We start from the raw sequence: 23,014 nt of genomic DNA, 5'->3' as shown, positions 1-23,014 counted from the left end.
ACGATTCCTTCGAGTTAGTTAGAACGCCGTCATGGCGTAGTTGCAAAGTAACCGTCATCCAGCGCCCAGGCAACTTGCATTTCATTCAATTAGTTTCAGAAAACAGAACACTAATACGGCCATATTTTCAGCAAGTCAGACGCCAGCCGAAAGTTCTATTTCCTTCATGCGCATTTCACGCAATGATTCTGCCAATGAATCCCGATATCGATCCATCTGCCGCGGCGTGATCACAAAGCGTCGGGACTGAATATCAAGTTGCGACGTCGTGTGCCGGAGATTCCAGAACAGATGAGTTGATACCCATTCGGAACTCAGCAAACGAACGTTACTGATCACAATCTCCAACTCCTTGTGAAAATTGTATTGCGCTGGGGAAAAACGGAAGTCGCCCCACTTGCGTGTGCAGTCGGTAAACAACTCAATAGCTCCCGGATTGTACTCAAGCCGCTGAAACGTCTCTTTCATCCGGCTGACCTTTTCCCTGCTTAATTGAGTTGACAATGAATTCGCCCACACCTCCAGCACATCACCGGAAAAATCACGAGCTGCGACAATGACCGGGGCATGCTCCAGACCCCAACCGACGGACCACATGACGCCTGAGTAAAACTCGAACCAGTCTGCAGAAGACCGCTTTCTGTTAAAGCGTTGGTCAGCCCGGTATTCCGCCCAGCGCATGCTGTTCTTGATGAACTGCTTATCCGCGTGCGTCAGCCCGGCAAAAAAAGACAGTACATTACTGCCCATTACCGTTGAACTGCTTTCATCAGAGAGTGAATTGAACGGTTGTTGAACGGTGCTCATATACAAGTTACTCCTTAACATTCATTGGCCTGGCGGCACTTGACGATTAATACTGCGCGCACATCCGTTAATAAAGTTGCGCGCCACTCAACAACAACTTAACAACAAATAAATAGCCTTTAGAAAAACAACCTAAACATTTGATTTCCGCTAGTTCTGTAAAAATCGATAGCAGTCAGTGCGCAGCCATCGCGTTATCATGTCGCCCATTAATGGTTAAGCACGCGATTGAGGAACGGCATGACACCCTGGCTGACGGTTGTGGGAATCGGTGAAGACGGCTTCAAGGGCTTGGGCAAAAATGCCCGGCGAGCCCTGATGGGCGCCTCGCGGATTGTCGGTGGCCAGCGCCAACTGGACCTGTTGCCGGTGTGCATTCGCGGTGAACGGCAATTGTGGCCAAGTCCTTTCTCCCTGGCGCCCGTGCTGGAACAGCGTGGCGAAGCGGTGTGCGTCTTGGCCAGCGGTGACCCGATGTTCTACGGCGTCGGCGCCAGCCTGGCGCGGCAGATACCGAGTGACGAGATGCTGATCCTACCGGCGCCGTCGTCCTGTTCGCTGGCCGCCGCCCGTCTCGGCTGGCCGTTGCAAGAGGTGGTGATGCTGTCCTTGGTGGCCCGGCCGCCTGCAGCGCTCAACGCGCATTTGTTCAGTGGCGTGCGCCTGTTGTTGCTGAGCAATGACGGACAGAGTCCGGCGGCGGTCGCGCAATTGCTACGTGAGCGTGGCTTCGGTCCGAGTCGGATGAGCGTGCTGGAGCATCTGGGTGGTAGCGCCGAACGCCGCGTCGATGGCACGGCCAATGACTGGAACGACTCACCGATTGCCGATCTGAATGTCATCGCCCTCGAATGTCTGGCCGATGCCGATACGCCGCGCCTGTCGCGTTTGGCCGGGCTGCCCGACTCGGCTTTCCGGCATGACGGCCAACTGACCAAACGCGACGTGCGTGCCATCACCCTCGCCCGGCTCGCCCCGACGCCCGGCGAACTGCTGTGGGACGTCGGCGCCGGCAGCGGCTCGATCGGCATCGAGTGGATGCGCGCGCATCCGAGTTGCCGAACACTCGCTATCGAGGCCGATGACGGCCGCCAGCAATTGATCGAATACAACCGCGATGCGCTGGGCGTGCCCGGCCTGCAATTGATCCGTGGTCGTGCACCGCAGGCACTCGCCGGACTGGAGCGCCCGGACGCGATATTCATTGGTGGCGGCGTGACCCGCGACGGTGTGTTCGAGACCTGCTGGGAACAACTCAAACCCGGCGGCCGACTGGTCGCCAACGCGGTCACCCTGCAAAGCGAAGTCACCCTGATGAACTGGCGCGAACGCTTCGGCGGCGAGTTGACACGCATCCATGTCGCCCAGGCGCAACCGCTCGGCGAGTTCGACACCTGGCGCCAGGCGCTGCCGATCACTCTGCTCGATCTGGTCAAACCTCTCGATGCGTGACGAAACCGCCGAACAACCCGCACCGCTGCGCAGCGGCCTGACCACCGGCAGTTGCGCCACCGCCACCAGCCTCGCCGCCGCTCGCCTGTTGCTCGGCGGGATCTCGGCCGACGCGGTGCAGATTGTGTTGCCCAAGGGCAAGCAAGTGCAGATGCGTCTGGAGTTCTGTCGCCTGACCGCTGACGGCGCCGAAGCCGGGACCATAAAGGATGCCGGTGACGACCCGGACGTGACCCACGGCGCGCTGCTTTATTCGCGAGTGCAGCTGAAAGACGAACCGGGAATCCGTTTCATTGCCGGTGTTGGCGTCGGCACCGTGACCCGCCCCGGACTGGTGCTGGGCGTCGGCGAACCGGCGATTAATCCGGTGCCGCGCAAAATGATCAGTGATCACCTGAGCCTGCTCGCCACCGAAACCGGTTATACCGGCGGCTTCGACGTCACGGTCAACGTCGAAGGCGGCGAAGCGCTGGCGCTGAAAACCATGAACCCGCGCCTGGGCATTCTCGGCGGCCTGTCGATCCTCGGCACCAGCGGCATCGTCCGGCCATTTTCCTGCGCGGCTTACATCGCGTCGATCCATCAAGGCATTGATGTCGCCAAGACCAACGGCTACCTGCATATCGCCGCGTGCACCGGCAATGCCAGCGAAGACACCATGCGAAGGGTCTACGACCTGCCGGAAATCGCCCTGATCGAGATGGGTGACTTTGTCGGCGCGGTGCTCAAGCATTTGCGCAAAGTGCCTGTGGATAAACTCAGTCTGTGCGGGGGCTTCGGCAAGATCAGCAAACTCGCGGCCGGGCATATGGATCTGCACTCAAGACATTCGAGCATCGACCTGCCGCAACTGGCGCAGTGGGCGGCGGCGATTGGTGCTGATGAGGTTTTACAGCAAGGTATTTGTGAGGCGAACACCAGTCAGCAGGCATTGGCCATGGCCAGTGCGGCGGGGATCGCGCTGGGCGATGAGGTCTGTCGCCATGCGTTGAATTTCGCTCGCAGCGTGGTGCCGGCGCAGGTGCAGGTCGAGGTGTTTGCGATTGATCGTCAGGGCGGGATTGTCGGCCATGCTGGAGGTTTTCAATGAAGCGGATTCTGCTGCTGGGCGGTGTGACCGAAGCGCTGGCGATTGCTCGCACGCTGGGGCCGGAACACATTTACAGTTTGGCCGGGGTTGGCCGGGTGCCGACTGATTTGAGCTGTCAGGTGCGCGTCGGTGGCTATGGCGGTGCCGAAGGTCTGGCGCAATTCGTTCGTGACGAAGGCATCGATCTGCTGCTCGATGCGACTCATCCTTATGCCGCGCAAATCAGTCTGAACGCCGCCACCGCCGCGCAACTGACTGGCATCCCCTGCTGGGCCTTGCGTCGTCCTGCGTGGCAGCCGCAGCCGGGCGATGACTGGCGCGAAGTCAGCGATTGGGCCGAACTGATCGCCGCACTCAAACCGTTTCACCGCCCATTGTTCACCCTCGGTCGCGAGCCGCTGCAACACCTCGACGAAATCCCTGTTGACCAGTTCTGGACCCTGCGCGCACTGGATGTTTATCCGGGCAACGAGCGCTGCGAAGTGATCGGCGCCCGCGGGCCGTTTCTGCTCAAGGATGAACGGGCGCTGTTCGAGCGGCGGCAGATCGATGTGCTGATCAGCAAGAACAGCGGCAGCACCGCGACCGAGCCGAAGCTGGAAGTGGCGCGCGAGCGTGGGGTGCCGGTGATTGTGTTGAAGAGGCCGGGGTTGCCGGCGGTTGATCGGGAGTTTGCATCAACGTCTGAAGTCCTCGCCGCCCTCGCGACTGTTTGTTAACCCTGAAACATCGAAAACGTAAGTCCGCCTTCGCGGGCAAGCCCGCTCCCACAGTAATCGGTGGTGTATCCAGATTTTGTGTACGCCTCGCAACCTGTGGGAGCGGGCTTGCCCGCGATGACGTCTGTTCTGCCTGCATATGCCTTTAATCCTACAACCACGCAGGACACAGCCCACAACAACTTAACGAATCACCGACTTTCAGCATCCAGAGTCCACACTTACGCTCACCGTCTTCCAATCCTAGGGCGTGTACATCCTATGTCAGAAAAATTCCTCCGTTTCGACGTCAAGGACTTTCTCAAAACACCTGCCGATCTTGGCCAGTACATCAAGGGTTGCGAAGTCGAAGACTCGGGCGATGGGCAACTCAACCGATTAGCATTCCGAGACGTCATGCAGACCATTCGTGAACGAATAGAAAACGACCCGAATTTCGCCCAGGCATTGCGAATCGAAGCCGCTACACTCATTCACAGTGGCGAAATCGAACTCGGGCGCAGACTCCTCAACCTCTTGCAAGAGGCGCTGCGACACCAAACCGCACGACGCTTTTTTACTTATCGGCCCTGATCAGGCTAAATAGCCGCGCCTGATCGCCCACCCAACGGATCTGTCCCATGAACCGACACCGGTTAGCATTTGCCTGGATCGCCTGCTTTGCAGTGCTGTTCAACATGCTCGCCATGCCGATGACGGGAGCGATGGCGCAGGCGGCCAATTCACCGGCCGAACAATTGCTCTGGAGCAGTTTCTGCACCGGCAGCGGGACGAAGATGGTCGCGATCAACATTGCCGCCACCGATCAGCAAGCCCCGCCCAACGATAGCCATTCCAACATGCAGCATTGCTGGTGCTGCTCGGGCTCGGCGCCATTGGTGGCGCTGCCGGGGCATACGCCGCAGCTGTATTTCGCCCGCTATGAAAGCAATCGCAGCGTGGCGCCCGCCTCACTGCAAACTCCCACACCGCGCCAGCAATGGCCAAGTCTCAACCCCCGCGCTTCCCCTCTGGTTTGATTTGTTCGCGCAATTGACCTGCGTTTCAAATCATTCTGGAGAACTGCCATGTTGAACAAACTGATCGTCATCGCTGCGCTGCTGGTGCCTGCGTGCTTCGCCCATGCCCACGAATACAAGGCCGGCGAGCTGGAAATCGCTCATCCGTGGTCGCAAGAGCTGCCGCCCAACGCGCCGACGGTTGCCGCCTATTTCGTGATTCACAACGCCGGCAAAACCGCTGATCGCCTGCTCAGCGTTGATTCGCCAATCGCCCCTGAAGCGCAACTGCACGAGCACGTGATGCAGGGCGATCTGATGAAGATGCAGCAAGTGCCGAGCGTCGAAGTCCCTGCCGGCGGCGAGGTAACCTTCGCGCCGATGGCTTATCACGTAATGCTGCTCAACCCAACCGATCGCAGTCTGCTCAGCGACGGCAAGCGCTTCCCCCTGACGATGCATTTCGAAAAGGCCGGTGACGTCACCGTCGAAGTCGCCGTGCAGAAGAAGCCGCCGCAAGACATGCCGGAACACGCGCACGCCCAATAACCGATCCGGTTGACGTCGCCCATGCGCCCGTTGAGCGCCAGGCCCTCCGCGCCACGCCGTCAGGCTGAACACCTGACCTGCGGCAGCTGGATCGCCCTGTTCGCCATGTTGATGATCTTCATCGGCCCACTGATTTCTCAGTCGATGCCGATGGATCAGCACGCCTCGACATCCATGCCAATGAGCATGGACATGTCGATGGAAATGCCCGGCATGGATCACTCCGGGCACGCTGCAAAACCTGTCGCCGAACACTGTCCGCCGCAAACCTCACATCACGCGATGTGGGAAAAGTGCGGTTATTGCAGCCTGCTGTTCAACTGTCCGGCGCTGACCGGCGGTGGTACTTTTGCCACGTTCAGCATCGCCCACGTCAACACCTTCACAGCGCCCTCTCCACGCCTGGGCCACGCCCGGCAAACCTTCTTCCCCGGCGCCCGCAGCCGCGCACCGCCCATCGCAGCGTAATCACCCGCCTCTGATTGCACACGGTTGAGAAGACAGCTTCAGGCTGCCGGCCGTGTCGTTTACGACTGTTTGATGGAAATTGTCATGTCCAGGTTTTTTGCTGTTCCACGCTCGGGCTCTGCCCAGGCGTCCTTTGCCTTGAACGAATCGCGGATTCGTTTCTCGCACGCTACCGCCGTCCTTTGCGGCGTATTGCTGGCCCCGCTGGTGCTGGCCGATGAGCACACCGGCCATTTGGAAGAGCTGAGCCCGACGGTGATCACCGCCATCGCGCCGAGCTCGCCATTGACCATCGTCACCAACCCCAAGGACCCGCGCCAACCGGTGCCGGCCAGCGATGGCGGTGATTATCTGAAAACCATCCCGGGCTTTGCCCTGGTGCGCAATGGCGGCACCAACGGCGATCCAGTGTTGCGCGGCATGTTCGGCTCACGCCTGAACATCCTCACCAACGGCGGCGTGATGCTCGGCGCCTGCCCGGGCCGGATGGACGCGCCGACCTCGTACATCTCGCCGGAAACCTACGACAAACTCACTGTGATCAAAGGCCCGCAAACCGTACTCTACGGTCCCGGCGCCTCGGCGGGCACGGTGCTGTTTGACCGAGAACCGGAGAGCTTCGGCGAACTCGGCACCCGAGTGAATGCGAGCATTCTGGCCGGCTCCCACGGGCGCTTCGACAAAGTCGTCGACGCCGCTGCCGGCGGGCCATTGGGCTACGTGCGGGTGATCGGCAACACCGCGCATTCCGACGACTATCGCGACGGTAACAACGACATCGTCGGCTCGCGTTACGACAAGTGGAACGGCGACGTTGCGCTCGGCTGGACGCCGGACGCTGACACCCTGATCGAACTGACTGCCGGCAAGGGCGACGGCGAGGCGCGCTATGCCGGGCGGGGTATGGACGGCTCGCAGTTCCTGCGCGAAAGCCTCGGTCTGCGCGTTGAGAAATCCAACATCAGCGACGTGCTGGAGAAGCTGGAGGCGCAGGTCTACTACAACTACGCCGATCATGTGATGGACAACTACACCCTGCGCAAACCATCCGGCACCGGGATGATGGCCGGGCCGATGGCGTCCAACGTTGACCGTCGCACCCTAGGCGCACGGATCAAAGCCACCTGGCGCTGGGCTGATATCCAGCTGATCACCGGTCTCGATGCGCAGACCAACGAACACCGTCAGCGCAGCGGCATGGGCATCGATACCTACAAGGATCAGCCCTACACCAAGGACGCCGACTTTCATAACTACGGCGTGTTCAGCGAAATGACCTGGTACGCCGCCGACCGTGATCGGCTGATCACTGGCGCCCGGGTTGATCGCGCCTCGGCCAAGGATTATCGGCAGAGCAGCGGTTCCGGAATGATGTCCCGGCCGAATCCCACCGCCGATGAAACCCGCGCCGACACCCTGCCAAGCGGCTTTGTACGTTACGAGCATGACCTGGCCGACAGCCCGACCACGCTCTACGCCGGCCTCGGTCACGCGCAACGCTTTCCGGATTACTGGGAGCTGTTCTCGCCGAAATCCGGCCCGGCGGGCTCGGTCAATGCCTTCGATTCGATCAAACCGGAAAAGACCACTCAACTCGACTTCGGCGTGAACTACAAGAGCGCCGACCTCGAAGCCTGGGCCTCGGGCTACATCGGCGTGGTGCGTGACTACATCCTGTTCGACTACACGCCGACGAGGATGGGCATGAGCACTTCGCGCGCGGAAAACATCGACGCGCGGATCATGGGCGGTGAACTCGGTGCCGCTTACAACCTCACCGACAACTGGAAAGCCGATGCGACCCTGGCCTACGCCTGGGGCAAGAACAGCAGCGACGGCAAGGCACTGCCGCAGATGCCGCCGCTGGATGCACGTTTCGGCCTGACCTATACCGAAAACAACTGGAGCGCCGGCGCGCTGTGGAGGGTGGTTGCTGCGCAAAACCGCATCGACCAGAACAAGGGCAACGTGGTCGGCAAGGATTACGACAAGAGTTCCGGCTTCGGCGTGTTCTCGCTCAACGGTGCCTACCGGATCAACAAAAACTGGAAGGTCAGCAGCGGCGTCGACAACCTGTTCGGCAAGGCGTACGCCGAACACCTGAACCTGGCGGGCAACGCCGGTTTCGGCTACCCGGCCAATGACCCGCAAGCGATTAATGAACCGGGGCGCACGCTCTGGACCAAGGTGGACATGAGTTTCTGACACCCACCCACGTGGGAGCGAGCCTGCTCGCGAAGGCATCGTGCCAGACGACATCAATGTTGGATGTGCCGTCCCCTTCGCGAGCAGGCTCGCTCCCACAGGGAATGCGGTGTAGCAACCTGAATGAACAACTAGAAGATCCAAGCCAAGCGGAGCAAACGTGATGCAAAAGCCCAAACCGAATTTCTACAACCTGGCCTGGCGTTGGCATTTCTATGCCGGATTGTTCGTCGCGCCTTTCATGGTGATGCTGTCCCTGACCGGCATCATTTACCTGTTCAAACCTCAACTCGACTCACTGATGTACAGCAGCCTGCTCAACGTCCCGGCCGGCCATCACACCGTCCCCGCCGATGACTTGCTGCAGCGGGTAAAAAGCGCCTATCCACAGGGCCAGGTCACGCAATATCTACCGCCAGTGAACGCCGAACGCAGTGCGCAGTTTGTCGTGACCAACGCCGGCCACGAACTGAATGTCTTCGTCGATCCGTACCACGGCGACATCCTCGGCGAGCAGGATGCCAAGCAGAATCTGCAAGCCATCGCCCGCGCCATCCATGGCGAATTGATGATCGGCACCGTCGGTGACCGATTGATCGAAATGGCCGCCGGCTGGGGCGTGGTGCTGGTGGTGTCGGGACTGTTCCTCTGGTGGCCACGCGGTCAGGCAGCGGGGATTCTCTGGCCGCGCCTGAACAGTCGCGGCCGCGTGTTGTGGCGTGATCTGCACGCCGTCACCGGGTTCTGGGGCGCGACGTTGCTGCTGGTGATGCTACTCAGCGGCATGACCTGGACCGGCTTCTGGGGCAAGCAATACGCGCAGGTCTGGAACGTGTTCCCGGCAGCGATGTGGGACAACGTGCCGACCTCCGACGTTGAAGCCCGCAGCCTCAACAGCGCCACGCGCCAGACCGTGCCATGGGCGATGGAAAACACGCCGATGCCGATGTCCGGCGACCACGCCGAACACATGGCCCACAGCGGCATGCAACACGGCCCTGCCGCGCCAACCATCAGCCTGCAAGACGTGCAGAACATCGCCATGCAGCGCAAGGTCGAGCCGGGTTACAGCATCACCTTGCCGACCACCGCCACCGGTGTGTTCACCATCGCGGTGTTCGCCGATGACCCGCGCAACGACGCGACCCTCCACGTTGATCAATACACCGGCAACGTCCTCGCCGATGTGCGTTTCGAACAGTACGGCACGGTGGCCCGCGCCACGGAAATCGGCGTGATGCTGCATGAAGGCAAGATGTTCGGCACCTTCAACCAGATCGTCGTGCTGCTGATCTGCCTGATGATTCTGCTCAGCGCCGTCAGCGGCGTGGTGATCTGGTGGAAGCGCCGGCCACAGGGCAAGTTCGGCGTGCCGCCGCTGCGGCATGACTTGCCGAAGTGGAAAACCGGCGTGGTGATCATGCTGGCGCTGGCGGTGATTTTTCCGCTGGTGGGGGCTTCGCTGGTGGTGGTGTGGCTGCTGGATCGACTGTTGCTGTCGCGATTTGGTCGACAAGCTGAATCTGCCTCACCTTCATCATGAATCAGGCGAGATGCGCGTTTTAGACAGCTCTATAGAATGCCGAGGCTTATAATTCGGCAGCCCTTAGTGTTACTGTATAACTCTTGTTTGCCATTCTGCCCGCGGCCAAAAGCTGCGGGCTTTCTTTTGCAGAAGTGATTCACCGCCCCGATGAACAAGTACCTCTTGTCCAGCCTCTGCCTGTTCGTGATGAACAGTGCCCATGCCGATAGCCAAGCGCTGACCCTGCCCACCGGCAGCATCACTGCGCCGGCAGTTGACGAGGACGCTGTCAGTCTAACCACGCCGACCACCGCCGGTTCGCGCCTGAACCTGACGGCCATGGAAACCCCGGCCAGCGTCGAAAGCCTCAGCGGCGAGCAAGTCCGCGCCCGTGGCGATCAAAGCGTGCAGGACGCCGTATCGCGCAGCACCGGCATCAGTCGCACCGGGACGCCGGGCGATGGCGGCACGTCGTTGCAGGCGCGCGGTTTTACCGGGCAGAGTTCGGTAATGCAGTTGTATGACGGCAACCGGATGTACACCGGCATGGGCACGGTCACCTTCCCGGTCGACACCTGGTCGGTGGAGCGCGTCGATGTGCTGCGCGGCCCGGCCTCGGTGCTGTACGGCGAAGGCGCGACCGGTGCGGTGGTCAACGTGATCCCGAAGAAGCCGTTCGAGGGCGAGATCGAAAACCATGTGCGCGTCGGTTACGGCTCATACGACCGCCAGCAGCAAGCCTTCGACAGCGGCGGATCGCTGACCGACACCCTGAGCTACCGCCTCAACCTCAATCGTCTGCGCAGCAACGGCTGGATCGATCGCGGCGATTCCTCCAGCGACTTCATCAGTGCCGCGCTGCGCTGGCAGGCCACTGATGATCTGGCGTTCACCCTCGCCCATGACTATGGCGACCAGCGCCCGCAGAACTATTTCGGCACGCCGCTGATCAACGGCCGGTTGCAGGACAGCCTGCGCGACAAGAACTACAACGTGCGCGACGACAAGCAGCACTACAACGATCAGTGGACGCGCCTGACCAGTGAATGGCAGATCAATGACTCGGTCAGCGCCAGCAACGAGCTGTACTACCTCAAGGCCCAGCGCCGTTGGCAGAACGCCGAGAACTACAACTTCAATACCGACACACAACAGTTGAGCCGCAGCGGTTACTTCGGCATCGGCCACAAGCAGGAGCAGGTCGGTGATCGCCAGACCTTCACCTTCAAACACTCACTGTTCGGCCTCGACAGCCAGACCGTTACCGGTGTCGATTACAACCGTATCCGTTTCCAGCTCAACAGCAACTCGCCATTCAACGACGTGTTGCCGAACGGCCAGCCGCTGGATCTGCATCACCCGCAATCGGGTTATTTCGAGAGCAGCAATCCGTACCGCGACCAGTTCGACAGCACCACCCGACAAATGTCGGTGTTCGCTGAAAACCGCACGCAGCTGAGTGAGCGCTGGTCGCTGGTAACCGGTATGCGCCGCGATTACGTGCATGTGGATCGCAACGGCCTGACCGATGGTAGCCAGAGCGACAGGACCCTGACCGGCAATAACTGGAAGGCCGGCCTGGTGTTTGCGTTGACGCCGCAGACTTCGTTCTACGGCCAGATGGCGACCAGCACCGATGGCATCGGTGGCTTGATTTCCCTTAGTCCGAATCAGCAGCAGTACGATTTGTCGACCGCCCGCCAGACCGAGATCGGCCTCAAGCAGTTGTTCTGGGATCAGCGCGGCGAGTTCACGCTGGCGGCCTATCGCATCGTCAAAAAGAAACTGCTGACGGACGACCCGGGCAACCCGACGCTCAAGCAACAGGTAGGCCAGCAGTCATCCAACGGCCTGGAAGCGAGCCTCGATCTGCAATTGCCCTACGCCTGGCAACTGCAAGCCAACGCGGCGATCGTGAAGGCCAGGTATGACGATTTTTCCGAGGTGGTTGATGGTCAGACCCTGTCGTACAACGGCAACCGTCCGGTGGATGTGCCACGTCGTACCGCCAATCTGTGGCTGAACAAAAACCTCAGCGATGACCTGAAAGCCGGCGCGGGTCTGCGTTATGTCGATGCGCGTTACGCCGACATGGCCAACCGCAATGAGCTGCCGAGTTACACCGTGGTCGATGCGACCCTGTCGTGGAAAGCCTTGCGCAACACCACGCTGGGCTTGCAGGTGAACAATCTGTTTGACCGCCAGTACGCACAAAGCCAATACAATGAGGGCCAGCAGTGGATACTCGGTGAGCCGAGATCGTTCTTTGTCACGGCTGATTACACCTTTTAAAAGCGGAAACACTCTTGTGGCGAGGGGATTTATCCCCGATGGACCGCGCAGCGGTCCCAAACCTGTAGTCACGGTTTATCAGAAGACCGTATTCATCGATTTACGACGGCTTCGACGCCGATCGGGGATAAATCCCCTCGCCACAAATGCTACTGAAATCAGGAAAGTAATGACCTCACTGACCCTCACCAACCTCGCCTGGACACCGCTGGGCCACGGCCACTGCCATCACCAGTTCCAGCTGCGTGACGCCTCCTTGCAAGTGGCTGCCGGTGAGTTCGTCGGGCTGATCGGTCCCAACGGCAGCGGCAAGACCAGCCTGTTGCGCTGCGCCTACCGCTTCAGCCAACCGGAAAGCGGTGAGGTCAGTCTCGATCACCACAACGTGTGGAAGCAGTCCTCGCGCTGGTGCGCGCAACGCATCGCCGTGGTCCTGCAAGAATTTCCCGACGCCTTCGGCCTGACCGTCGAAGAAGTCGTCGCCATGGGCCGCACGCCGCACAAGGGTCTGTTCGATGGCGAAACCCTCGAGGACCGCAACTTTGCCACCCAGGCGCTCAAATCGGTAGGCCTCGAAGGCTTCGAAGACCACGCCTTCGCCACCCTTTCCGGCGGTGAAAAACAGCGGGTGATTCTTGCCCGCGCCCTGACCCAGCAACCGCAACTGCTGATCCTCGACGAGCCGACCAACCACCTCGACCCGCGTTATCAGCTGGAACTGCTGCAACTGGTCAAACGTCTGCAAATCGGCACGCTGGCCAGCATTCACGACCTGAACCTCGCTGCCGCTTTCTGCGACCGACTCTATGTGATCAACCACGGACGCATCGTCGCCAGCGGCACGCCGCAAGAAGTGCTCACCACCGAACTGCTGCGCGAGGTTTTCGGCGTCGAGGCATTGATCGACTCCCACCCCCTTCACGGCTACCCGCGAATCACCTGGATAACCCGACCATGACTGTGCGTTCCCTGCTTTGCGTCGCTCTTCTGTTGTGCAGTGCCCAGGCGCTGGCCGAGGCCACGAAGTACCCGCTGACCATTCAGAGCTGCAACCGCGAAGTGACCTTCAATCAAGCGCCGCAACACGCGGTCAGCCACGACATCAACATGACCCAGATGATGCTCGCCCTCGGCCTGAAGTCGCGCATGGCCGGTTACAGCGGCGTCAGTGGCTGGAAGTCAGTGACGCCCGACATGCAGTCGTTGCTCGACGGTTTGCCAGAGCTGGCGGCGAAATATCCGTCGGTGGAAACCCTGCTCAATGCCAACGTCGATTTTTTCTTCGCCGGCTGGGATTACGGCATGCGCGTCGGCGGCGATCTCACCCCGCAAACCCTGCAACCGCTGGGCATCAATGTGTATGAGTTGACCGAGTCCTGCGCGTTCGTGATGAAGCGCCCGGCCGCATCGCTTGAAGACACTTACAACGATCTGCGCAACCTCGGCAGAATCTTCGACGTGCAGGATCGCGCCAATGCGCTGATCGCCCGGATGCAGGCGCAAGTCGCCGACGTGCGCAAAGACCTGCCCGCCGAAAAACCGCGGGTTTTCCTCTACGACAGCGGCGAAGACCGCGCCATGACTTCCGGCCGCCTCGGCATGCCGCAGGCGCTGATCGACGCGGCGGGCGGGCGCAATATTCTCGACAACGTGGAAGCGAGCTGGACGCGGGTCAATTGGGAGACCGTGGTCGAGCATAATCCGCAGGTGATCGTGATCGTCGACTACAGCGAAATCACTGCCGAGCAGAAGATCGAATTTCTGCTGAACAACAAAGCCCTGCAATCGGTGGACGCGATCAAGAACCAGCGCTTCATCGTCATTCCGTATGTGCAGGCCACGCCGGGGATCGACAACGTGCTGGCGGTGGAAACCCTGGCCAAAGGTTTCCACGGCGAATGATCAACCGTCGCTACGCCCTGCTGCTGATCGCCCTCGGCGCCGTGTTGCTGGTGTCGTGCGTGGTGTCGCTCGGCTTCGGCCCCGCGCGGGTGCCTGTGGACGTGGTGTGGCGGATTTTGCTGCACAAGACGCTTGGCATTGGCGAGGTCGACTGGAGCGCCGGGCAGGAACACATCGTCTGGCTGATCCGCGTGCCGCGCATGTTGCTCGGCGCGCTGGTGGGCGCCGGTCTGGCGCTGATCGGCGCGGTGTTGCAAGCGGTGACGCGCAATCCTCTGGCCGATCCTCATCTGCTTGGCGTGACATCAGGGGCGACATTGGGCGCGGTGATCGTGGTACTGCATGTCGGTGAAATCATCGGCTTGCTGACATTGCCGATTGCCGCATTCATCGGCGCCCTGCTGAGCATGCTGGTGGTGCTGGCGATTGCCAGTCGGCAGGGCCGGCTCGACAGTGACCGCCTGCTGTTGTGCGGCGTGGCGGTGTCGTTTGTGATGATGGCGATTGCCAATCTGCTGCTGTTCATGGGCGACCACCGCGCCAGTTCAGCGGTGATGTTCTGGATGCTCGGCGGCCTCGGGCTGGCGCGTTGGGAGTTGCTGGCGGTGCCGGCAGCGAGCGTGCTGCTCGGGTTGATCTTGCTGCTGGGCATGGCCCGCCCATTGAACGCGCTGATGGCCGGCGAACAGACCGCCGTCACCCTCGGCCTGAATGCTCGCTCGGTGCGCTTGCGGGTCTTTGTCATCGCCTCGCTGATGACCGGTGTGCTGGTGTCGATCAGTGGCTCGATCGGTTTTGTCGGGCTGATGGTGCCGCACATTGCGCGCCGTCTGGTGGGTGCCGAACACCGGCGATTGCTGCCGGCGTGCGTGTTGCTGGGCAGCGTGTTTCTGATCTGGGTCGACGTCGCCGCCCGCACGATGATCGCCCCCGAAGACCTGCCCATCGGCGTCGCCACTGCGGCCATCGGCGGTCTGTTTTTCATCGGTCTGATGCGCCGCCGCTGAACCAACACAGATCAAAAATGTGGGAGCGAGCCTGCTCGCGAATACGGTGTGTCATTCACCAGTGATGTTGACTGACACGATCTATTCGCGAGCAGGCTCGCTCCCACATTTGATTTGTAGTGAGCGTAAAATCGCGCCCCAATCTGGCGCGGCCGCCTGCACCAACGCTCCCTCCGCGTTCCTTCATGGTGCATCGCGACCGCGCACAACCGCTCTAAACCGACGTTTTCCTGCCCGTCCCCGACCGGGCACAGCCCTTGCAAAACACCCTTCAGTCGTCCGCATCTGCCAACCATAAAAAACTTTAACGTTCATGGAGATCGCACAATGAAGCGTCGCAGTTTGATCAAGGCTTTCACACTCACGGCATCCATTGCCGCGATGGGCATGACCTGGACTGTCCAGGCCGCCGAGACCATCAAGGTGGGGATTCTGCATTCGTTGTCCGGCACCATGGCGATCTCCGAAACGTCGCTCAAAGACATGGCGCTGATGACCATCGACGAGATCAACGCCAAGGGCGGTGTGAACGGCAAGATGCTCGAACCGGTGGTGGTTGACCCTGCATCCAACTGGCCGCTGTTCGCCGAAAAGGGCCGGCAGTTACTGACACAGGACAAGGTCGCCGTGGTGTTCGGCTGCTGGACCTCGGTGTCGCGTAAATCGGTGCTGCCGGTGTTCGAAGAGCTCAATGGTCTGCTGTTCTACCCGGTGCAGTACGAAGGCGAAGAGATGTCGCCGAACGTCTTCTACACCGGCGCCGCGCCGAACCAGCAAGCGATCCCGGCGGTTGAATACCTGATGAGCGAAGAAGGCGGCAGCGCCAAGCGCTACTTCCTGCTCGGCACCGACTACGTCTATCCGCGCACCACCAACAAGATTCTGCGCTCGTTCCTGCATTCCAAAGGTGTGGCCGACAAGGACATCGAAGAGGTCTACACCCCGTTCGGTCACAGCGACTATCAAACCATCGTTGCCAACATCAAAAAATTCTCGGCCGGCGGCAAGACGGCCGTTATCTCCACGGTCAACGGCGACTCCAACGTGCCGTTCTATAAAGAGCTGGCCAACCAGGGTCTGAAAGCTACCGACGTACCGGTCGTGGCGTTCTCGGTCGGCGAAGAAGAACTGCGCGGCATCGACACCAAACCGTTGGTGGGCAACCTCGCGGCGTGGAACTACTTCGAGTCGGTGGAGAACCCGCAGAACAAGAAATTCGTCGCTGACTGGAAAGCCTACGCGAAGAAACACAACCTGCCGGGCGCTGACAAAGCGGTGACCAACGACCCGATGGAAGCCACGTATGTCGGCATCCACATGTGGGCGCAAGCGGTAGAGAAAGCCAAATCCACTGACGTCGACAAGGTTCGCGAAGCACTCGCCGGGCAGACCTTTGCCGCGCCGTCCGGCTACACCCTGACCATGGACAAGACCAATCACCACCTGCACAAACCGGTGATGATCGGCGAGATTCAGAGCGACGGTCAGTTCAACGTGGTGTGGCAGACCGAAGGGCCGATCCGTGCTCAGCCGTGGAGCCCTTTCATCGATGGCAATGACAAGAAGCCGGATTATGCGGTGAAGAGCAACTGAGCCATTGGCTGTCAGGCCTGAGCAAAGGGCTTGAGCCTGACACCGATCCTGTGGGAGCTGGCTTGCCAGCGATGGCCTCACCTCGGTCCAACAGGTACACCGAGTCGCCTGCATCGCTGGCAAGCCAGCTCCCACAAAATCCAAGCAAGGCGACTCTTTATGCCCACTGCCATCTACCGCTTTTTTCTCGCCATCGCACTCTTGTTGCCGATGGCCGCCCACGCCAGTGATGCCGAAGACTTCGTCGCGGCCAATCCCGTGCAACAGGCCAAACTGCTCGAAGCCTGGGCCGCGCAGCCCGACCCGGCCCGTATCGAACTGATCAACGCCCTGCAACAAGGCGAACTGACTGTCGACGGCCAAGCGAAAACCCTGCGCCTGAACAATCGCCTGCGGGGTCTGATCGACACTGCCATGGCCAGCCACCAATTGCTCGCCGCCGACGCCAAAATCCGTCTGACTGCCGCGCAGCAATTGCAGAAAAGCGCGAAACCCGCGCAGCTGAAATTCCTTGACCAGCAACTGGCTGGCGAAAAAGACGAGAGCGTTCACGCCGCCCTGAGTTTGGCGCTGGCCAATCTGCAATTGGTCGACAGCGACCCGACCGTGCGCCTCGCCGCCGTGCGTCTGCTCGGCGAAACCGGCGATCCACTGGCACGTACGCGCCTCGAAGGCTTGCTCGAACCCGGCGTCGAAACCGACGCCAACGTGCGCACTGCCGCCGAAACCAGCCTCGCCCAGGTCAAACGCAAACTGTTGATCGGCGAGATCCTCGGCCAAGCCTTCAGCGGCATGTCGCTCGGTTCGATTCTGCTGCTCGCGGCGCTCGGTCTGGCCATCACCTTTGGCTTGCTTGGGGTGATCAACATGGCCCACGGTGAGATGCTGATGCTCGGCGCCTACTCGACCTACGTCGTGCAGCTGATGTTCCAGCGTTATGCACCGCAGGCCATCGAGTTCTATCCGCTGCTCGCCTTGCCGGTGGCATTTTTCGTCACGGCAGCCATCGGCATGGCGCTGGAGCGCACGGTGATTCGTCACCTCTACGGCCGACCACTGGAAACCCTGCTCGCGACGTGGGGCATCAGCCTGATGCTGATTCAATTGGTGCGCTTGTTGTTCGGCGCGCAGAACGTTGAAGTGGCGAACCCGGCGTGGCTGTCCGGCGGGATTCAGGTGTTGCCGAACCTGGTGCTGCCGTACAACCGCATCGTCATCATCGCCTTCGCCTTGTTTGTGGTGGTGCTGACCTGGTTGCTGCTGAACAAGACCCGCTTGGGCCTCAACGTTCGTGCCGTCACCCAGAACCGCAACATGGCCGCCTGCTGCGGCGTACCCACCGGGCGTGTCGACATGCTCGCTTTCGGTCTCGGTTCAGGTATCGCCGGCCTCGGCGGCGTGGCGCTGAGCCAGATCGGCAACGTCGGCCCGGATCTGGGCCAGAGCTACATCATCGACTCGTTTCTGGTGGTGGTGCTGGGCGGGGTCGGTCAACTGGCCGGCAGCGTGCTCGCCGCGTTCGGCCTCGGTATCGCCAACAAGATTCTTGAACCGCAGATCGGTGCGGTGCTCGGCAAGATCCTGATCCTCGCGCTGATCATTCTGTTTATCCAGAAACGTCCGCAAGGCCTCTTCGCACTGAAAGGACGGGTGATCGACTGATGAACCAGCCTCTGTTAGTCACGGCCACGCAAAAGGCCGGGCCAAAAGTCACGATCGCGGTCGGCGCGGTGATTATTGCCCTGCTGATCGCCCTGCCGTTGTTGTCCTTGCTACCGGCAGAAAGTGCCCTGCATATTTCGGCCTACACCCTGACACTGGTCGGCAAGATTCTTTGCTACGCCATCGTCGCTCTGGCGCTGGATCTGGTCTGGGGTTACGCCGGTTTGCTGTCCCTGGGCCACGGGTTGTTCTTCGCGCTCGGCGGTTATGCGATGGGCATGTACCTGATGCGTCAGGCCGCCGGTGATGGTTTGCCGGCGTTCATGACCTTCCTGTCGTGGACTAAGCTGCCGTGGTACTGGACCGGCACCAGCAGCTTCGTCTGGGCCATGTGTCTGGTGGTGCTGGCGCCGGGATTGCTCGCACTGGTGTTTGGCTTTTTCGCCTTCCGCTCGCGGATCAAGGGCGTGTATTTCTCGATCATGACCCAGGCCCTGACCTTCGCCGGCATGCTCCTGTTTTTCCGCAACGAAACCGGATTTGGCGGCAACAACGGCTTCACCAATTTCCGCACGATTCTTGGTTTCGGCATCACCGAACCGGGGACCCGTGCGGTGCTGTTTCTCGCCACGGTATTGCTGCTGGTGGCCAGTCTGTTCATCGGCTGGCGTCTGGCGCAGAGCAAGTTCGGTCGGGTGCTGACCGCGCTGCGCGATGCGGAAAACCGCTTGATGTTCTGCGGCTACGATCCGCGCGGTTTCAAGCTGTTCGTCTGGGTGTTGAGCGCCGTCCTGTGCGGCTTGGCCGGGGCGCTGTACGTGCCGCAGGTCGGGATCATCAACCCGAGTGAAATGTCACCGACCAACTCCATCGAAGCGGCAGTCTGGGTCGCCCTCGGCGGTCGCGGCACCTTGATCGGTCCCCTGCTCGGGGCCGGCGTGGTCAACGGCATGAAGAGCTGGTTCACCGTGGCCTTCCCCGAATACTGGCTGTTCTTCCTCGGCGCGCTGTTCATCGTCGTGACGCTGTACCTGCCCAAAGGCGTGATTGGCCTGCTGAAGAAACGAGGTGAGCAATGAGAGTGACAGCGAGCGCCGAATTCATGCTGGAACCCGCCTTTTTCCCCGTCGAACCGAACAAGGATGCCGGCACCAGCCGCGACTCCATCGGCCTCGGCCAAAGCGCCGGCCCGGGGCTCGACACCCGCCACGGCACGATCCTGACCCTGGAAGACATCAGCGTCAGCTTTGACGGTTTCCGCGCGTTGAACAATCTCAACCTGTACATCGGCGTCGGCGAATTGCGCTGCATCATCGGCCCCAACGGCGCGGGTAAAACCACGCTGATGGACGTGATCACCGGCAAGACTCGCCCCAGCCACGGCAAGGCGTGGTTCGGCGAAACGCTGGACCTGACGCAGATGAGCGAAGTGCAGATCGCCCAAGCCGGCATCGGTCGCAAGTTTCAGAAACCCACCGTGTTCGAGGCCTTGAGCGTGTTTGAAAACCTCGAACTGGCGCAGAAGACTGACAAATCGGTGTGGGCCAGTTTGCGTGCTCGCCTGAGCGGCGAGCAGAAGGATCGCATCAGCGAAGTGCTGGAGACGATTCGCCTGGCCACCTCGGTCAACCGCCCGGCGGGCCTGTTGTCCCACGGCCAAAAGCAGTTTCTGGAAATCGGCATGTTGCTCATGCAGGACCCACAACTGTTGCTGCTCGACGAACCGGTGGCCGGCATGACCGACGCCGAAACCGAATTCACCGCCGAGCTGTTCAAGTCGCTGGCCGGCAAACATTCGTTGATGGTGGTGGAACACGACATGGGCTTTGTCGGCTCGATTGCCGACCACGTCACCGTGTTGCACCAGGGCAGCGTACTGGCCGAAGGCTCGCTTGAGCAGGTGCAGGAAAACGAGCGCGTGATCGAGGTCTACCTCGGCCGCTGAACTGCAAACACTTATCAAAACTGTGGGAGCTGGCTTGCCAGCGATGAGGTCGACACATCCAGCATTGATGCCGACTGATCCACCGCTATCGCTGGCAAGCCAGCTCCCACAGGGTTCTGTGTGCAACAGAAGGAATTTGAGAATGCTGCAAGTCGACAAGCTGCATCAGTACTACGGCGGTAGCCACATCCTCCGTGGCCTCTCTTTCGACGTGAAAGTCGGCGAAGTCACTTGCCTGCTCGGCCGTAACGGCGTCGGCAAGACCACCCTGCTCAAATGCCTGATGGGGCTGTTGCCGGCCAAGGAAGGTGTGGTGAATTGGGAGGGCAAACCGATCACCACTTTCAAGCCGCACCAGCGTGTGCACGCCGGGATCGCCTATGTGCCACAAGGCCGGGAAATCTTCGGTCGGCTGACCGTGGAAGAAAATCTGCTGATGGGTTTATCACGCTTTCCCGGCAGCGAAGCGAAAGAGGTGCCAGGTTTCATCTACGAATTGTTCCCGGTGCTGCTACAAATGAAGCAGCGTCGCGGCGGCGACCTGTCCGGTGGGCAACAACAGCAATTGGCGATTGGCCGCGCACTGGCCAGCCGTCCGCGTTTGCTGATCCTCGACGAACCCACCGAAGGCATTCAACCCTCGGTGATCAAGGAAATCGGCGCGGTGATCAAGAAGCTCGCGGCGCGCGGCGACATGGCGATTCTGCTGGTCGAGCAGTTCTACGATTTCGCCGCTGAGCTGGCCGATCAATACCTGGTGATGTCCCGGGGTGAGATCGTGCAGCAGGGGCGCGGTGAAAATATGGAAGCCGAAGGTGTGCGCGGGCTGGTAACGATCTAGTACAACGAACTAATCTGTAGCTTCCTAACGATAATTACAAACCATGAATTCGACTGTTTCACCTGCCCTGTTTACCCCGAGCTGGCACGCCGAGCTGGAACTGGCCTACGCCCGTTTCGACCACTGCACGCGCCCGGTCATGCGTCGGCACCTCGGCCCGCTGCGGGTGCAAAAGCATCTGTACGCCGAAGGCCCCGAAGTCTGCCAACACATCATCGTCCACCCACCGGGCGGGATTGCCGGCGGTGACCGACTGGATATCAGCGCCCGCGTAGAACACAACGCCTGGGCGCAGATCACCAGCCCCGGCGCAGCCAAGTGGTATCGCGCCGGGGGACCCGCTTATCAGAAGCTCGACTTGCGGGTAGCGGCCGGGGCGACACTGGAATGGTTGCCGCAAGAGACCATCGTCTACAGCGCCGCTCAGGCCGAACTGACCACCTCGATTGACCTGGAAGGTGACGCCCGGCTGTTCTACTGGGACGTGGTGGCGCTGGGTCGCCCGGCCAGTGGCGAGCGCTTCGACCTCGGGCATTTTCAAGCGCATCTGGATATTCGTCGCGACGGTCGATTGCTCTGGCATGAACGTCAGCGCATTGTCGGCGACGACGGTTTGCTTGATTCGCCGATTGGCCTGGATGGCAACCCGGTGTTCGCGACGCTGCTGGTTACCGGGGAAATCGATGCCGAGCTGCTAGAGCGCTGTCGCTCGCTGAATCACCAAGTACGCGGGGATCTGACCCAGTTGCCGGGTTTGCTGGTCGCCCGATGCCTGGCCAGTGAAGCGCTGTTGGCTCGTGGCTGGCTCATCGATTTATGGCGATTGCTACGCCCGGTGCTGCTGGCTCGCGAGGCGGTGTCACCGAGAATTTGGAGCACCTGAAAGCGACCCTCACCCCCCGCCCTCTCCCGGAGGGAGAGGGAGCCTGACCGAGTCGAATGAAAAGAATTTTGTTATCTCAAACAACTTTGCTGACTGGACCGGCTAACACAATCAACCGCGATCAGTCCCCTCTCCCTCCGGGAGAGGGCTAGGGTGAGGGGTGGTTCCAACTGGCACCGCGCTCACCGCAACAACCACACAAATCTGCCCATATGGATTTCAAACGATGGACCTGACCCCACGCGAAAAAGACAAGCTGTTGATCTTCACCGCCGGCCTCGTCGCCGAGCGGCGTTTGGCCCGTGGTGTGAAGCTCAACTACCCGGAAGCCATGGCCTACATCTCCGCAGCCTTGCTCGAAGGCGCCCGTGACGGCCAGACCGTGGCCGAGCTGATGCACTACGGCACCACCCTGCTCAGCCGTGAGCAAGTGATGGAAGGCATCCCGGAAATGATCCCGGAGATCCAGGTCGAAGCGACGTTCCCCGACGGCACCAAACTGGTCACCGTCCACCAACCGATCGTCTGAGGCCGCGCCATGACTTACAGCATTCGCGATGCTTTACATGCCGACCTGCCGGCGATCCGCGACATCTATAACGACGCCGTGCTCAACACCACGGCGATCTGGAACGAGTCGGCCGTCGACCTCGGCAATCGTCAGGCGTGGTTCAGTGCCCGCCAGGCGCAGGCCTATCCAATCCTGGTGATCGTCGACAGCGACAACAGCGTGCTCGGCTACGCTTCCTACGGTGACTGGCGACCATTCGACGGTTTCCGCCACACCGTCGAACACTCGGTCTACGTACGCAGTGACCAGCGCGGCAATGGCCTGGGGCCCAAGCTGATGACGGCATTGATCGACCGCGCGAAACGCGGCGGCAAACACGTGATGGTCGCCGCCATCGAAAGCGGTAACGCCGCCTCGATTCGTCTGCATGAACGCGCCGGATTCGTCACCACCGGGCTGATGCCGCAAGTCGGCACCAAGTTCGGCCGCTGGCTCGACCTGACCTTCATGCAACTGACCCTCAACCCTGGCGCGGAGCCGCCCGATACCAACAAGGAGTGACACC

The 23,014-nt window shown here is 60.7% G+C and carries 22 protein-coding genes; 21 read left to right on the top strand and 1 reads right to left on the bottom strand.

The window, feature by feature from the left end; translation table 11 throughout:
- Positions 1-135: 135 nt before the first annotated feature.
- Positions 136-807, bottom strand: a complete 672-nt coding sequence (locus ACVVH8_RS03230; protein WP_475228462.1) for a hypothetical protein — start codon at positions 805-807, stop codon at positions 136-138.
- A 240-nt stretch (positions 808-1,047) separates the two neighbouring features.
- On the opposite strand from ACVVH8_RS03230, the gene cbiE reads away from it, so the two are divergent.
- From cbiE to ACVVH8_RS03125, 21 genes are all read left to right on the top strand, one after another.
- Positions 1,048-2,259: a precorrin-6y C5,15-methyltransferase (decarboxylating) subunit CbiE gene (gene cbiE / locus ACVVH8_RS03225; protein WP_475228460.1), complete on the top strand. Its 1,212-nt coding sequence runs from the start codon at positions 1,048-1,050 to the stop codon at positions 2,257-2,259.
- Positions 2,252-3,349, top strand: coding sequence for a cobalt-precorrin-5B (C(1))-methyltransferase (locus tag ACVVH8_RS03220; protein ID WP_475228458.1), 1,098 nt, complete (start codon positions 2,252-2,254; stop codon positions 3,347-3,349). The genes cbiE and ACVVH8_RS03220 overlap by 8 nt, the downstream gene beginning before the upstream one ends.
- The gene (locus ACVVH8_RS03215; protein WP_401300283.1) at positions 3,346-4,068 is read left to right on the top strand and encodes a cobalt-precorrin-6A reductase; all 723 of its coding nucleotides are present in this window, start codon (positions 3,346-3,348) and stop codon (positions 4,066-4,068) included. Before ACVVH8_RS03220 ends, ACVVH8_RS03215 begins: the two co-directional genes overlap by 4 nt.
- Before the next feature lie 261 nt (positions 4,069-4,329).
- Positions 4,330-4,641, top strand: a complete 312-nt coding sequence (locus ACVVH8_RS03210) for a hypothetical protein (RefSeq protein ID WP_103306115.1) — start codon at positions 4,330-4,332, stop codon at positions 4,639-4,641.
- Between the two features lie 47 nt (positions 4,642-4,688).
- Positions 4,689-5,087 carry a DUF2946 domain-containing protein gene (locus ACVVH8_RS03205; RefSeq protein WP_475228455.1) on the top strand — a complete coding sequence of 133 codons (399 nt, stop codon included), beginning with the start codon at positions 4,689-4,691 and terminating at the stop codon, positions 5,085-5,087.
- A 48-nt stretch (positions 5,088-5,135) separates the two neighbouring features.
- Entirely contained in the window at positions 5,136-5,615 is a 480-nt protein-coding gene (locus tag ACVVH8_RS03200; RefSeq protein ID WP_475228452.1) for a copper chaperone PCu(A)C, read from the top strand.
- Between the two features lie 21 nt (positions 5,616-5,636).
- On the top strand, positions 5,637-6,083 hold the full coding sequence (locus ACVVH8_RS03195; RefSeq protein ID WP_213027417.1) for a DUF2946 domain-containing protein: 447 nt from the start codon (positions 5,637-5,639) through the stop codon (positions 6,081-6,083).
- 84 nt (positions 6,084-6,167) lie between these two features.
- Positions 6,168-8,288, top strand: coding sequence for a TonB-dependent copper receptor (locus ACVVH8_RS03190; RefSeq protein ID WP_475228450.1), 2,121 nt, complete (start codon positions 6,168-6,170; stop codon positions 8,286-8,288).
- 163 nt (positions 8,289-8,451) lie between these two features.
- A complete protein-coding gene (locus tag ACVVH8_RS03185) occupies positions 8,452-9,831 on the top strand; it encodes a PepSY-associated TM helix domain-containing protein (RefSeq protein ID WP_475228447.1) in 1,380 nt (459 codons plus the stop codon).
- A gap of 150 nt (positions 9,832-9,981) precedes the next feature.
- The gene (locus tag ACVVH8_RS03180; RefSeq protein ID WP_475228445.1) at positions 9,982-12,105 is read left to right on the top strand and encodes a TonB-dependent receptor; all 2,124 of its coding nucleotides are present in this window, start codon (positions 9,982-9,984) and stop codon (positions 12,103-12,105) included.
- 169 nt (positions 12,106-12,274) lie between these two features.
- Positions 12,275-13,063: an ABC transporter ATP-binding protein gene (locus ACVVH8_RS03175; RefSeq protein ID WP_315446359.1), complete on the top strand. Its 789-nt coding sequence runs from the start codon at positions 12,275-12,277 to the stop codon at positions 13,061-13,063.
- A complete protein-coding gene (locus ACVVH8_RS03170; protein ID WP_475228442.1) occupies positions 13,060-14,007 on the top strand; it encodes an ABC transporter substrate-binding protein in 948 nt (315 codons plus the stop codon). The genes ACVVH8_RS03175 and ACVVH8_RS03170 overlap by 4 nt, the downstream gene beginning before the upstream one ends.
- Complete coding sequence (locus ACVVH8_RS03165) at positions 14,004-15,014, top strand: FecCD family ABC transporter permease (protein WP_103306106.1); 1,011 nt, start codon at positions 14,004-14,006, stop codon at positions 15,012-15,014. The genes ACVVH8_RS03170 and ACVVH8_RS03165 overlap by 4 nt, the downstream gene beginning before the upstream one ends.
- 327 nt (positions 15,015-15,341) lie before the next feature.
- On the top strand, positions 15,342-16,607 hold the full coding sequence (gene urtA, locus ACVVH8_RS03160; protein WP_103306105.1) for an urea ABC transporter substrate-binding protein: 1,266 nt from the start codon (positions 15,342-15,344) through the stop codon (positions 16,605-16,607).
- Between the two features lie 159 nt (positions 16,608-16,766).
- Entirely contained in the window at positions 16,767-18,269 is a 1,503-nt protein-coding gene (gene urtB / locus ACVVH8_RS03155; protein WP_475228440.1) for an urea ABC transporter permease subunit UrtB, read from the top strand.
- Positions 18,269-19,348 carry an urea ABC transporter permease subunit UrtC gene (gene urtC, locus ACVVH8_RS03150; RefSeq protein ID WP_475228437.1) on the top strand — a complete coding sequence of 360 codons (1,080 nt, stop codon included), beginning with the start codon at positions 18,269-18,271 and terminating at the stop codon, positions 19,346-19,348. The genes urtB and urtC overlap by 1 nt, the downstream gene beginning before the upstream one ends.
- A complete protein-coding gene (gene urtD / locus ACVVH8_RS03145; RefSeq protein WP_475228435.1) occupies positions 19,345-20,214 on the top strand; it encodes an urea ABC transporter ATP-binding protein UrtD in 870 nt (289 codons plus the stop codon). Before urtC ends, urtD begins: the two co-directional genes overlap by 4 nt.
- Positions 20,215-20,356: 142 nt before the next feature.
- Positions 20,357-21,055: an urea ABC transporter ATP-binding subunit UrtE gene (urtE, locus tag ACVVH8_RS03140; protein WP_122599494.1), complete on the top strand. Its 699-nt coding sequence runs from the start codon at positions 20,357-20,359 to the stop codon at positions 21,053-21,055.
- A gap of 43 nt (positions 21,056-21,098) precedes the next feature.
- Entirely contained in the window at positions 21,099-21,938 is an 840-nt protein-coding gene (locus tag ACVVH8_RS03135; protein WP_475228432.1) for an urease accessory protein UreD, read from the top strand.
- A 226-nt stretch (positions 21,939-22,164) separates the two neighbouring features.
- Entirely contained in the window at positions 22,165-22,467 is a 303-nt protein-coding gene (gene ureA / locus ACVVH8_RS03130) for an urease subunit gamma (RefSeq protein WP_003221215.1), read from the top strand.
- 9 nt (positions 22,468-22,476) lie between these two features.
- Positions 22,477-23,010, top strand: a complete 534-nt coding sequence (locus ACVVH8_RS03125) for a GNAT family N-acetyltransferase (RefSeq protein ID WP_103304712.1) — start codon at positions 22,477-22,479, stop codon at positions 23,008-23,010.
- Positions 23,011-23,014 lie beyond the last annotated feature (4 nt).

The organism is Pseudomonas trutticola BRTCR10 (genome assembly GCF_056155105.1).
The sequence above is the reverse complement of the archived record's forward strand: the minus strand, read 5'-3'. Positions and strand labels throughout refer to the sequence as shown.